The following is a 12828-nucleotide window of genomic DNA, read 5'->3' as shown; positions in this document are numbered from 1 at the left end:
GCTCATGGGTCCCTGACGGGCTCGCCCCGCCCCGAGCCTGACGGGCAGGCTGTCTGATCCGTCTGTCTGATTCGTCTTCCTGATCCGTCGAAGCCGGTTTCCTCCCGCGCGGGCGGGGCCCGTACCACGGTTACGCGGTACGGACCCCGCCCGTCGCCGTATCCGCGCCGCCCGCCCTCTTCCGCTCCCCCTCGCCCTCCCGTCCGGGATGTTCCCCAGGGGCCGGATCCGCCCCTACGACCAGCATGTGGACACCGGGCCCCCCACCAGCGCCGTCCCCGTCAACCAATTGGACAAAGAGACGGGGTGCACACGCATGATGGACTCGCTTCGGAGCAGGTTTTTCCAGGCAGATCGCTGCCGGTACGGAAGAAGGAGTCCCATGAGGATCGGAATCGTCGGCGCCACCGGGCAGGTCGGCAGCGTGATGCGGGGCATTCTCGCCGAGCGGAACTTCCCGGTGGAGCAGCTGCGCCTGTTCGCCTCGGCCCGTTCCGCCGGCCGCACGCTGCCCTGGCAGGACACCGAGATCACGATCGAGGACGCGGCCACCGCCGACTACTCCGGCCTGGACATCGTGCTCTTCTCGGCGGGCGGCGCGACCTCCAAGGCCCTGGCGCCCAAGGTGTCGGACGCCGGTCCCGTGGTGATCGACAACTCCTCCGCCTGGCGCGGCGACCCCGAGGTCCCGCTCGTCGTCTCCGAGGTGAACCCGCAGGCGATCTCCGAGCGCCCCAAGGGCATCATCGCCAACCCGAACTGCACCACCATGGCCGCCATGCCCGTGCTGCGCCCGCTGCACGAGGAGGCCGGGCTGGTCTCCATGGTCGTCTCCACCTACCAGGCGGTCTCCGGCAGCGGCCTGGCCGGCGTCGCCGAGCTGCACGACCAGGTCCGCGAGGCCATCGAGCAGGACCCGACCCGGCTGACGCACGACGGTTCGGCCGTGAAGTTCCCCGAGCCGGTCAAGTACGTCCGCCCGATCGCCTTCAACGTGCTGCCGATGGCGGGTTCGATCGTCGAGGACGGTCTGCACGAGACGGACGAGGAGCAGAAGCTCCGCAACGAGAGCCGGAAGATCCTGGGCATTCCGGACCTGAAGGTCTCCGGCACCTGCGTCCGCGTCCCGGTCTTCACCGGCCACTCCCTCCAGGTCAACGCGCGCTTCGAGCGTCCCATCAGCGTCGAGCGCGCCCAGGAGCTGCTGGGCGGCGCCCCCGGCGTGGCGCTCTCGCACGTGCCGACCCCGCTCCAGGCCGCCGGTCAGGACGCGTCGTACGTGGGCCGCATCCGCGCCGACGAGACGGTGGACAACGGCCTGGCCTTCTTCGTCTCCAACGACAACCTGCGCAAGGGCGCGGCGCTGAACGCGGTGCAGATCGCGGAGCTGGTGGCGGCGGAGCTGCGGGGCTGAGTCGGTCGTGGGGCTGAGTCGGTCGTGGGGCTGGTCGCGGCTGAGTCGCGGGGGCCCTCCTGCGGGCCGGTGAGCCTGTGGGTCCTGAATGTGACGGATGCCCGTCCGGAGGTTTCTCCGGGCGGGCATCCGCGCTGAGGGGGCGGGCCGGGCCCGGCGCACCCCTACGGCCGGCGCACTCCTACGGCCGACGCACCTCGAAGTGGAAGCAGCCGTACTCCACCGCCCGGACGTGCACCAGCACCACCTCCGGGTCGGCGAACGCCTCGCTCAGCGCCCGGTCGAACCCGGCACGCTCGTCCTCGGGGATCTCCAGCAGCCGCCCGCCGACGATGTGCCCTTCGGCGTTGTAACGGCGGACGTTCCGCAGCGCACCGGCCCGCGAGAACGGGTAACCCGTCGCGCCCGCCTCCGGGCCCGCACACGCGTCGGCGTGGATGAAGACCGGTCCCAGTTCCTCGTACGCGCCGGGGTCCGCGCCCGTCTCGGCGGCCCAGCGGCGCAGGGGCGCGTACGAGACCAGCGCGATCCGCTCCCCCGACCGCGCCGGGCGCAGGCAGCAGCGCAGCGGATCGCCGCCTTCCGGATCGGTGAACGGCCGGAGGGCGCGCCCGGCGTCGTCCGCCGTGCGGAGTTCCTTCAGGGTGGCGGGTGGGATGGGGAGGGGGGTGTGGGTGAGGGGCATGTCGCTGGGCGAGGCGTTCGCGTTCATGCGTCAAGGGTCGGCGGCGTGGGGCGTCCGGTCCGGCGGTATTCGGACGTCGAGATGCGCGCGGCGGCCCGCCCCGACGCAGCGCCCGCGGCTTCTCTCAGCGACCCTCGCCGCCCCGCACCGACCCGCACCGACCCGCAGCCCCGCCAGTCCCGTCGGCCCAGTAAGGGGAAACCCGGCAGGGGAAACCCGGCAGGGGGAACCTGTAAGGGCAAACCCGGCAGGGAAACCCCGTAGGGGCAAACCCGGCAGGGAAACCCCGTAGGGGCAAACCCGGCGGGGCAAACCCGGTAGTGGAATCCCGTAAGGGCAAACCCGGCGGGGGAATCCCGTAAGGGCAAACCCGACCCGGAACCCCCCAGGGCCAACCCCGATAGTAGAAACCCGTACGGGTATTCCATACGGAAAGTCCCGTACAGCCCCCGCCCACCCCCGTGAAAGCCCATACGACAACCCCGGCCACGGCCCCCGGGCCACCGCTCGCCCGCCCACCGGCGTGGAAGGATGGCCAAACAGTCCCCAGCAATGGCTTGAAGGAGTGGAACGGGTGCCTGGCACGAATCTGACCCGCGACGAGGCGCAGCAGCGGGCGCGGCTGCTGACGGTGGACGCCTACGAGATCGAGCTCGACCTCTCCGGCGCGCAGGAGGGGGGCACCTACCGGTCCGTGACCACGGTCCGGTTCGACGCCGCCGAGGAGGCGGACTCCTTCATCGACCTCGTGGCGCCCACCGTGCACGAGGTGGTGCTCAACGGCGCGGCGCTGGACCCGGCGGAGGTCTTCGCGGACTCCCGGATCGCGCTGCCCGGCCTGCGCGCGGGCCGCAACGAGCTGCGGGTGGTAGCGGACTGCGCGTACACCAACACCGGCGAGGGCCTGCACCGCTTCGTGGACCCGGTGGACCAGCAGGCGTACCTCTACACGCAGTTCGAGGTCCCGGACGCGCGCCGGGTGTTCGCCAGCTTCGAGCAGCCGGACCTGAAGGCGACGTTCCAGTTCACGGTGAAGGCGCCCGCGGGCTGGACGGTGATCTCCAACTCGCCGACGCCGGAGCCGCGGGACGACGTGTGGACCTTCGAGCCCACGCCGCGCATCTCGACGTACATCACGGCCCTGATCGTCGGCCCGTACCACAGCGTGCACAGCACGTACGAGAAGGACGGGCGCACCGTCCCGCTGGGCATCTACTGCCGTCCCTCGCTCGCCGAGCACCTGGACGCGGACGCGATCTTCGAGGTCACGCGGCAGGGCTTCGACTGGTTCCAGGAGAAGTTCGACTACGCGTACCCGTTCGCCAAGTACGACCAGCTCTTCGTGCCGGAGTTCAACGCGGGCGCGATGGAGAACGCGGGCGCGGTGACCATCCGCGACCAGTACGTGTTCCGTTCGAAGGTGACGGACGCCGCGTACGAGGTGCGTGCGGAGACGATCCTGCACGAGCTGGCGCACATGTGGTTCGGCGACCTGGTCACCATGGAGTGGTGGAACGACCTGTGGCTGAACGAGTCGTTCGCCACCTACACCTCCATCGCCTGCCAGGCGCACGCCCCGGGCAGCCGCTGGCCGCACGCCTGGACCACCTTCGCCAACTCGATGAAGACCTGGGCGTACCGGCAGGACCAGCTCCCCTCCACGCACCCGATCATGGCCGAGATCCGTGACCTGGACGACGTGCTGGTCAACTTCGACGGCATCACGTACGCGAAGGGCGCCTCGGTGCTCAAGCAGCTCGTGGCGTACGTCGGCATGGACGAGTTCTTCAAGGGCGTGCAGGCGTACTTCAAGGCGCACGCGTTCAAGAACACGCGGCTGAGCGACCTGCTCGGCGCCCTGGAGCAGACCAGCGGGCGCGACCTGAAGACCTGGTCCAAGGCGTGGCTGGAGACCGCCGGCATCAACGTCCTGCGCCCGGAGATCACCCTCGCCGAGGACGGCACGGTCGCCTCCCTGGCCGTGCGCCAGGAGGCCCCCGCACTGCCGGCCGGCGCCAAGGGCGAGGCGGTCCTCCGCCCGCACCGGATCGCGATCGGCTGCTACGACCTCAAGGACGGCAAGCTGGTCCGCACGCAGCGGATCGAGCTGGACGTGGACGGCGAGCTGACCGAGGTCCCGTTCCCGGCGAACACCCCGCGTCCGGACGTCATCCTGCTCAACGACGACGACCTCTCCTACGCCAAGGTGCGGCTGGACGAGGAGTCGCTGCGCGTGGTCACCCAGCACCTCGGCGACTTCACCGAGTCGCTGCCGCGCGCCCTGTGCTGGGCCTCGGCCTGGGACATGACGCGGGACGGCGAGCTGGCCACCCGCGACTACCTGGAGCTGGTGCTGTCCGGTATCGCCAAGGAGTCGGACATCGGCGTCGTCCAGTCGCTGCACCGCCAGGTCAAGCTGGCCCTGGACCTGTACGCGGCCCCCGACTGGCGCGAGACCGGCCTCGCGAAGTGGACTGACGCCACGCTGGAGCACCTGCGCTCCGCCGCGCCCGGCAGCGACCACCAGCTCGCGTGGGCCCGCGCGTTCGCCGCGGCGGCGCGCACGGACGCGCAGCTCGACCTGCTCCAGGGTCTGCTGGACGGTACGGAGACGGTCGAGGGCCTGGTCGTGGACACGGAGCTGCGCTGGTCGCTGCTCCAGCGGCTGGCCGCCACCGGCCGCGCGGACGAGAAGGCCATCGCGGCCGAGCTGGAGCGCGACAAGACCTCGGCCGGTGAGCGGCACGCCGCCACCGCCCGGGCCGCGCGCCCGACCTCCGAGGCCAAGGCGGAGGCGTGGGCGTCGGTCGTGGAGAGCGACACGCTCCCGAACGCCGTCCAGGAGGCCGTCATCGGCGGCTTCGTCCAGACCGACCAGCGCGAACTGCTCGCCCCCTACACCGCGAAGTACTTCGCGGCGATCAAGGGCGTCTGGGAGTCCCGCAGCCACGAGATGGCCCAGCAGATCGTCGTGGGCCTGTACCCGTCCCTCCAGGTCTCCCAGGACACCCTGGACGCCACGGACACCTGGCTCTCCTCCACCGAGCCGGTCCCGGCCCTCCGCCGCCTGGTGACCGAGGCCCGCGCGGGCGTCGAGCGTGCGCTGAAGGCGCAGGCGGCTGACGCCGCGGCTTCCGAGTAAGAGAGCGAGGGGTGGCCCGGGGTTTTTGGGCTCCGGGCCACTCCGAAGGACGGAACCCTCCGCGCGAGGGCGCCCGGCCGCGCACATCGAAGAAGCGCAGTTTTCAAGGTGATGACGTGGAAACGCAATGGCCGTCGTCAGCCAGACTCCGAAGCTCCCTACTCAGGATTTTCCCCGGCGTTCCCGCCTTGCCCTGATGCTTTGCTCCCGCTCGGCTGCGCTGGAATCGCCAGAGCATCTGGCGTGTACTGCGCATGGGCATGCCGAAGGTAATCCATAGCTTGCTCAACCGAGGGGTCGTGGTCGAAGTGCTCCTTGAAGTATTGCAGCCTTCCCTTGCTCTCCTCGATCAGATCGGACCACGTCTTCACCCACACGCGCACGGAATATTCTCCGTCGGATATATCCCACGCCAATCCGCGAGGTTTGTCCTTCTGGCGCGTTTCAGCCCTCACCAACCTGTTCATTTCCGTTGTGACGAGCCAAAAATCCCACTCGACACGAACATCGGCAAACTGAGAGTCTTCGATCACCGCCAGGGCGTAGCTCTTGATCTGCTGCAGTTCCTTGTCTGTGACTTTGACCTTGGGAGCCTTCAGCTCGACGACCAGATGTTGCCTTCTGTCATGATCTTTGCGTGACCTGGACAACATAAGGTCGACGATCCCGACCGACCCATCTTCCCTTTTGACGGGCGCGGGGGCGCGATTATCTCTTCCCATGACATGAAGGTGGCGATCCAGCACTTGATCGAGCGACCTATCGCTCACCAGGAGCTGATAGTGCTCACCAAAAATCCAAGTTTCGTTCTCCAGAATCTTGTGAAGCTCCGTTCTTTCCCTGACAAGTTTTCGGGCCTCCGCATCAAAGACCATGTGCGACAGGGCAGCCAGAAAATCCAACCGATCAGCGACACTGCTGGATGCCTTGATGATGCTCGACAGGCTGGTCCTGTTAAGGAGGCGGTCCAGCTCTGTTTTATCCTCCGAATTAAGACGAAAAACCTCGTCCAGGATCCTGTTCACATGCGACGGCTGATGCGCTACAGATTCCCTCAGTAGCGCAAGCGTTGCCTTCTGATGCTTAGCAGGACGAGGCATATGCCTCTGCACAGTGGTGGCGACAATATCGAAGGTCTCCCGCTCCACCTTCTCCGCCTCCGAAGACGGCTCCCCTTCATAGGGATACAGGCCGCCATCCTTCCACTTTTCGACGACTTCCCTGCGGCGCTCCACTGTGCGCCTCTTGAAGTGATCACGCAGGGACTGGCGGACCGAAGAGAGCAGAGAAGCGATCGGCCCATCAGATGCCTCTCCGAGGAGGAAATCTCCCCGATGCTCCGGCATGTGACGCCAGAGCACGTACGCCGTGAAGTCGAACCCCGGCGCCTGTATGCGCATCTCAGTGATGTCCACTGTCACCCCGTCGGCATCACATAAATGCAATTCGCGATCCACACGCATGTCCCACTCGACGACACGCAGCAGCGCTCTATTCATCACCCCATCGTGCTCGAACTCGATATCATAAGGGGTTTCTTTTTGCATCACAGCTTGAGGGACGATCTTCTGACCGTCGTACATTATCTCTACGTCCGCATACATCGCCAGGTAAGGCGCGAATTCCGTTGTGATCTGAGTGCGCGCCTTGTCCACCAGCAGCTTATTCAACACGGACGACTGGCGCCCCCACGCTTCAACTACTGTGCCTGTTTCCTTAGAGGTGGGTTGCGGATCAGCAATCTGGAAGTCATTTCGTGAGGCATTATGGGCTGAGATTACGGTCTTCCGCCGTCCATCGACATCGTCGGCCACCGTCGACCAGCGCACGAAAGCACCAAGGGCGAAGGCCCTCAGTCGCCCCTGCCCCGCCTGTCCATGTAAGGGGCGTCCACGGCCAGGAGAAACACGAGCGGCCTTCTTCCAGCTCCCGCCGATCCGGCCGAACGTGGACGAGCACACCGCAGGCGTCATGCCGGAACCGTCATCTTTGATGACGACCCTGTCCACTGCATCGGTCGGTGAACGCTCGATCTCTACTTCTACGCGCGTCGCATCCGCGTCCAACGCATTCCAGATCAGCTCCTTGACCGCCCCGACGGGATCCCCCTCGCGCGCGAGGCGCTCAACGTGGTCTTCAGCCGCTTCCAAGTGCACTCGTCTCATTGCGTCATTGTGACAGCGGTCCATAACGGGCGGTAGAGAGCAGCTACCGGTACACCTGCTGACGAACAAGCCACTTGTGCCTGGCTGTTCAGCGTGAGGGTCCACCGAAGGAGAGGCAGCGACACCACCTTTGCCCTGATCGACACAGTCCCGCCGAAAGTGTCTGCGCACGTCCGTTTTCGCTGTGCCCCAGCTATCCGACTCTGTGATCGAGATGGGGTTCGCACGGACCGGCCAGACGGCTCCAAGCTTGCCTGGCCGGTCTGACCAGCCGTGTCAGGAACCTGTAGCTACTCCGAGGTCGGCGCGCATGACGTCACGCATCCTTTCCCAACGAAGCCAAAGTCGTTGGAAGTCCGCTCGGATCTCGTTGAAAGAGCCGTCCGGATCCGGATTCCCTTCCTCCAGGCACATCGTCCGGCGATACACCTCGGAGAGGGCCATCGTCATCCCGTCAAGCTCGATCAGCACCTCTGGGGAGGCAATCATTTGAGCCTCGGCGAAGGCAGCATGGTGGGCGTGCCTGGCCTCCTCCATCTCTTCACGGGCTTCTGGTATTACCCCTTCCTTGTGTACGAGCCACAGGAAGTTCATCAGGTGAGTTCGGTACTTCCGGAAGACCGCATTCACCGACATGTAGCAGTCGCGCCTGCGGTTCAGCTCCGCGACTTGCTGCTCACGGATCCACTGAGCTTCCTCGACCTGCTGTTGGCGGTCGAACTGCTCTTTTTGAACGCGGCCCATCAGGCGTTGCGATAACACCGGCGCACTGAGAGTGCCGGCTACACCGACTATCGCCGCGGTCAGCCCGATCAAGGCGTCCCCCATCGATCCTCCAGAGTGGTCGAGCCTTTCAACCCTGCGGCATCCTGCCCAGCGACGTGGTGGCGTAGCACCTCGGCGGAGCGGCCCCCGATGGGCGTGGCACTTACTCACGTTGGTCACACCACGAGACCGTTCGCGCGGTCGCGGGTCTTCCATGCGCACCAGCCTGACGCTACGCAACGTGACGAAATTGCAGCGAAGAGTGCAACGCGGGTGGAGCCGTGAGAGGGCGCAGGCAACGGTCACGGCTTCCGAACACACGAAGGTCCGCCCTCGGTACTACTGAGGGCGGACCGATACCTGCCTTTGAAAGGCCGTTTCGTCCGGCGATTCCGGCGAATTTCGCGTGGCAGGTCAGGGCTGCTGCGAGGTGTCCAGAGCCTTGGTCAGGCGGGTCAGCAGCGGCAGGGGGTCGGCACGGTGTCGCCGCCCTCGATGCGGGAGATCTGGGTCCGGGTCATTCCGGCGCGCTGGGCCAGTTCGGTCTGGGAGAGTCCGAGGGCGGTTCGCCGGTCGTAAACGGCCTGGCCGAGCGCGAGCGCGTAACCGGCCTCGGTGTAGGCGGCGGGTTCCTCGACCGTCTCGCCCAGGAGTTTCCTGGTCCTGCGGGTTTTCCACTGGGAGTGGTTCACGGGGCCTCCTTCGCGCGCCGGGCGTGGGCACCGCGCGCGGGCCACGGCCGCCGCGGACGCGCACGGCACCCGGTGGAGGCATACCAACGCGAGGAGCGTGCCCCGTCCCTTTCTTGAAGGACGCCCCCAAATGAATCCGCCCGGCAGGCGGGCGTTCGTGCGCGCCGCCTGCCGGGCGAGTCCGGGGACCGGGCCCTGCCCCCTCGTCAGGGCCCGGCGGAAGGGGGTGTGTCAGCGGTTCGGCTTGTCGGGGTGTCAACCGTTCGGCTCGTCGGGGGTGTCAGCCGTTCAGTTCGTCGGGAGTGTCAGCCGTTCAGTTCGTCGAAGCGGCGGCCGAGTTCGGCGCGGCCGGACTCGGTGAGGGAGCCGTGGACGCGCATGCGGGCGAGGCCGCCGTCGGGGAAGACGTCCAGGCGGACGTGGGTGGCGGTGGCGGGGGTGTCCAGCTTGAAGCGGTGCGGGGTGTCGGGCTGGAGCTTGGTCTTGGGGAGGATCTCGAACCAGGACGCGTCGTCGCTCGGGTCGTTGGCGGACGCGTCGCAGCCGTAGAGGGCGGCCCAGCCGGCCGAGTTGCCCTTGAGGTAGGCGGTGTCGATCTCGATGGCGCGGATCTCGCCCTGCGCGGCGAGGCGGAAGCGCACCCAGTCGTTGGTGCCCTTGACGCGGCGGCGGCGGTTCTCCCAGCCGTCGTCCATCTTGCGGGACAGGTCGGGCTGGATGATCTGGGTGGGCGAGGAGTAGAAGCGGTCGGAGGCGTCCTCGACGGTGCCGCCGTGCATGACGGAGGCCAGGTCGAGGGTGCCGAGCACGTCCAGCCACTCCGGGTCCGGCACGACCTCGCCGTAGACGCGGAGGCGGGCGATGCCGCCGTCCGGGTGCTGCTTGAGGCGCAGGTGGGTGAAGCGGCGCTCGACGGAGACCTCGAACCCGTTGGCGGCGTGGCCGCGCACCGGCGTGCGGGGGACGATCTCCTCCCACTTCACGTCGTCGGCGAGCAGGTCCTCGGGGCTGGGGCTGCCGGGGACGGCGGTGGCCTCCAGGGTGACCTGCTGCGGGTAGTTGCCGCGGAAGTGGGCGGTGTCGACGATGACGCCGCGGATCACGCCGGGGGCGGCGAGCCGGATCAGCGCCCAGTCGTGCTCGTCGTCGGTCGGGAAGGGGTGGTCCCCGTCCGCGCCGCGGCGGCGCCGGGTCTCCCAGCCGTCCATGATCTTGCCCTTGTGGCCGAAGTGCTCGGGGTCGAAGACCGCCGGGTTGGGCTTCAGCAGGTTCTCGCGCTCGGCGAAGAACTCGTCGTTCGCCGCGATGACGCCGGCGCCGAAGCGGCGGTCGGCGAGGTCGACCAGCGAGGTGAAGGCGAAGTCCCCGCCGCGGTAGTCGGCGTAGGGGTCGCCGCCCCCGTACGGGTTGGCGTCGTTGGCGTGCGGATCGTTGGACTGGGCGGCCGGGGTGGTGGTCATCTCTGCCTTTCGGTGGGGACTGCTGGCTTCCGTTCCGGTCGGTGGGCCGGGGCACTTCGACTTTCGCAGAGGCGTTACAGCAGGTCCATCGAAAGATTCTGAGATGTGTTTGTAGGGGATGTGAATGATCCGCCCGTGGCTGTGGGCTTAGGCGGCCGGTTCGCCCGTCTGCGTACGCGGGTGGACCGTGGCGGCCGGCTGGCCCGTTTGCGTACACGGGTGGACCGTGGCGGCCGGCTGGCCCGTTTGCGTACACGGGTGGACCGTGGCGGCCGGCTGGCCCGTTTGCGTGCGTGCTTGGACGGCGGCGGTCTGCTGGAGGGCCGCCAGGACGCGGGCCAGGCCCGGGGCGCTTTCCGAACCGCGGCGGACGGCCGCGACGACGTGGCGGCGCGGCTGGTCGGCGTGCAGGACCCGTACGGCGACGCCGGCGCCGTTGCGCTCGCCCGTCATCGCCATCCGGGGCACCAGCGCGACGCCCATCCCCGCCGCGACCATGGCCAGGATCGCGCCCCAGTCGGCGGCGGCGTGCGCCTGCTCGGGGACGAATCCGGCGTGCTCGCACGCGGTCGTGGTGATCTGCGACCAGGGGCCGCTGCTGCCGAAGATCCACGGTTCGCCCGCCAGATCGGCCAGCCGCAGCCCCGGCTCGGCGGCCAGCGGGTGGCCGGCCGGCAGCGCCACGTCCAGCGGGTCGGCGAGGAGCGAGAGCCGGGAGAACTTCGGGTCGCGCGGCGTCGGGGCGTGCGCGGCCAGCGACAGCGCGAGGTCCACGCTCCCCTCGGACAGCAGCGCGTACGCCTCCGCCGCCTCCGCCTCCCGTACGCAGACCGACAGGTTCGGGTGGCTGCGCCGCAGTTCCTGGACTGCGGGGACGACCAGCGCCGGGATCGCGGTGGAGAACGCGCCGACCCGCACCCGGCCCGCCTCGCCCCGGAGGTAGCCCAGCAGTTCGGCGTCCGCGCGTTCCAACTGGGCGAAGACGGCCTCGGCATGGCGTAGCACCAGGTGGGCGGCGTCCGTCAGGCGGACCCGCCGGCCGTGGGCCTCCAAGAGGGTCACCCCGAGTTGCTTGGCCAGGCCGGTCAACTGCTGCGAGACCGCCGAGGGCGTCATGTGCAGCGCCTCGGCGGTCGCGGTGACCGTGCCCAGCTCTTGGAGGGTGCGCAGGATGCGCAGCTTTTTGATGTCCCAGTCGGCCATGCGGGCAGCGTACGCACCGCCCGCGGGGCTCACCGCCGCCCGCCCGCGGCTCCCAGTGCCACCCCGGCGACGATCAGTGCCATGCACACCACCTGGGTGACGCCGATCGCCTCCCCGAGCACGGCCGGCGACAGCAGCGCCACGCACACCGGCTGGAGGTAGTAGATGACCCCGGCGCGGGCGGCGCCGACGGTGGCGATCGCCTTGTTCCAGGTGAAGTAGGCCACGGCGGAGGACAGGACGCCGATGTAGAGCAGCGGGCCGACGGTCCCGGCGGTGGGCGCGAACCCGCCCTCGACGGCCAGGCTGACCCCGTAGGCGGGCAGCAGCATGACGGCCCCCAGGGCGAACGTCATGAAGAGGAAGGCGAGACCACCCAGATCGGCGGGTTTGCGGCGCAGCAGCGCGCTGTAACCGGCGAACGTGGCGGTGGCGGCCAGCATCCACAGGTCGCCGGTGGCGAAGTCCAGCTCCAGCAGCGCCGCCGGGGAGCCCTTGGCGACGAGCGTCACCACACCGGCCAGGGCGATGATCATGCCTGCGGTCCGCCGGCCGCCGAGCCGTTCGCGTGCCTCGCCGCGACGGCGTCCGACGAGGTCGAAGACCGCGATCATCATGGGCGAGGCGGCGGCGATCATGGCCATGTTGGTGGCGGAGGTGCTGCGGCCCGCCTGGTAGATGAGGGTGTTGAACAGCGTCACGCCCAGCAGCGCGGCCACCGTCAGATAACCGAGGTGGCGGCGGATGGCCGGCCACTGCCGGCGCACCTGCGGCAGCGCGATCGGCGCGACCGCGCACAGGGCGATCACCCAGCGCCAGAAGGCCGTCTGAACGGGCGGGATGGTGTCGTGCAGGGCGCGGGCGATGACGAAGTTCCCGGACCAGATGACGGTCGCCAGGAGCGCCAGGCCGAGACCGATGAGCTGGGCGGTGGGGGCGAGGGTCTTCTTGGTGGGAGTGGGGGCTTGCGTGTGGGGGGCGTTGCTCGGGTTCGCGGGCTCGATCGGCTTCGCGTCTCCGTTCGGGGTCGCGGTCCCGTTCGGGTTCGCGGTCCCGTTCGGGTTCGCGTTCGCGTTCGTGTCCGGCTTCGCGTCCCCGTCCGGGCCCGCGCCCCGGCCCTCCGCCGTACGTATCGATGCGTCCGTGACTGCCACGTCGGCCTCTCCCTCGCGTCGTTCATCACTCCGGCCTGTCGGAGATCAACGTGACAGAAATGGACTCATCAGGTCTATCGAATACTTTCGATCGTTTCTTTAAGGGAAAGCGAAAGGAAGCGCGTGCGCGGGACCCCGGGTGCACGCC

General features: G+C 68.4%; 8 protein-coding genes and 1 pseudogene. 2 read left to right on the top strand and 7 right to left on the bottom strand.

Features of this window, described 5'->3' with window-relative positions; genetic code table 11:
• The first annotated feature begins 382 nt into the window (after positions 1-382).
• Complete coding sequence (locus ABZX96_RS11875) at positions 383-1414, top strand: aspartate-semialdehyde dehydrogenase (protein ID WP_355541884.1); 1032 nt, start codon at positions 383-385, stop codon at positions 1412-1414.
• Between the two features lie 181 nt (positions 1415-1595).
• On the opposite strand, the gene ABZX96_RS11870 is transcribed toward ABZX96_RS11875, so the two are convergent.
• Positions 1596-2099 carry a DUF1203 domain-containing protein gene (locus tag ABZX96_RS11870; protein ID WP_355542137.1) on the bottom strand — a complete coding sequence of 168 codons (504 nt, stop codon included), beginning with the start codon at positions 2097-2099 and terminating at the stop codon, positions 1596-1598.
• Positions 2100-2673: 574 nt separating this feature from the next.
• On the opposite strand from ABZX96_RS11870, the gene pepN reads away from it, so the two are divergent.
• The gene (pepN, locus tag ABZX96_RS11865; protein ID WP_355541881.1) at positions 2674-5241 is read left to right on the top strand and encodes an aminopeptidase N; all 2568 of its coding nucleotides are present in this window, start codon (positions 2674-2676) and stop codon (positions 5239-5241) included.
• Positions 5242-5399: 158 nt separating this feature from the next.
• On the opposite strand, the gene ABZX96_RS11860 is transcribed toward pepN, so the two are convergent.
• The 6 genes and pseudogenes from ABZX96_RS11860 to ABZX96_RS11835 all read right to left on the bottom strand — a co-directional run bounded on the left by ABZX96_RS11860 (position 5400) and on the right by ABZX96_RS11835 (position 12680).
• The gene (locus tag ABZX96_RS11860) at positions 5400-7406 is read right to left on the bottom strand and encodes an ATP-binding protein (RefSeq protein WP_355541878.1); all 2007 of its coding nucleotides are present in this window, start codon (positions 7404-7406) and stop codon (positions 5400-5402) included.
• Positions 7407-7682: 276 nt separating this feature from the next.
• On the bottom strand, positions 7683-8222 hold the full coding sequence (locus ABZX96_RS11855; RefSeq protein WP_355541875.1) for a hypothetical protein: 540 nt from the start codon (positions 8220-8222) through the stop codon (positions 7683-7685).
• A gap of 363 nt (positions 8223-8585) precedes the next feature.
• A pseudogene (locus tag ABZX96_RS11850) lies at positions 8586-8863 on the bottom strand (helix-turn-helix transcriptional regulator).
• Positions 8864-9168: 305 nt separating this feature from the next.
• On the bottom strand, positions 9169-10323 hold the full coding sequence (gene alc / locus ABZX96_RS11845) for an allantoicase (RefSeq protein ID WP_355541872.1): 1155 nt from the start codon (positions 10321-10323) through the stop codon (positions 9169-9171).
• Between the two features lie 147 nt (positions 10324-10470).
• Positions 10471-11526, bottom strand: coding sequence for a LysR family transcriptional regulator (locus ABZX96_RS11840; protein ID WP_355541869.1), 1056 nt, complete (start codon positions 11524-11526; stop codon positions 10471-10473).
• A 29-nt stretch (positions 11527-11555) separates the two neighbouring features.
• A complete protein-coding gene (locus ABZX96_RS11835) occupies positions 11556-12680 on the bottom strand; it encodes a DMT family transporter (protein ID WP_355541866.1) in 1125 nt (374 codons plus the stop codon).
• Between the last annotated feature and the right edge of the window lie 148 nt (positions 12681-12828).

The organism is Streptomyces sp. NPDC003077, from assembly GCF_040611095.1.
Taxonomy (GTDB): Bacteria; Actinomycetota; Actinomycetes; order Streptomycetales; family Streptomycetaceae; genus Streptomyces.
Note: the sequence above shows the minus strand (reverse complement) of the source record. Positions and strands in the feature narration are given on the sequence as shown.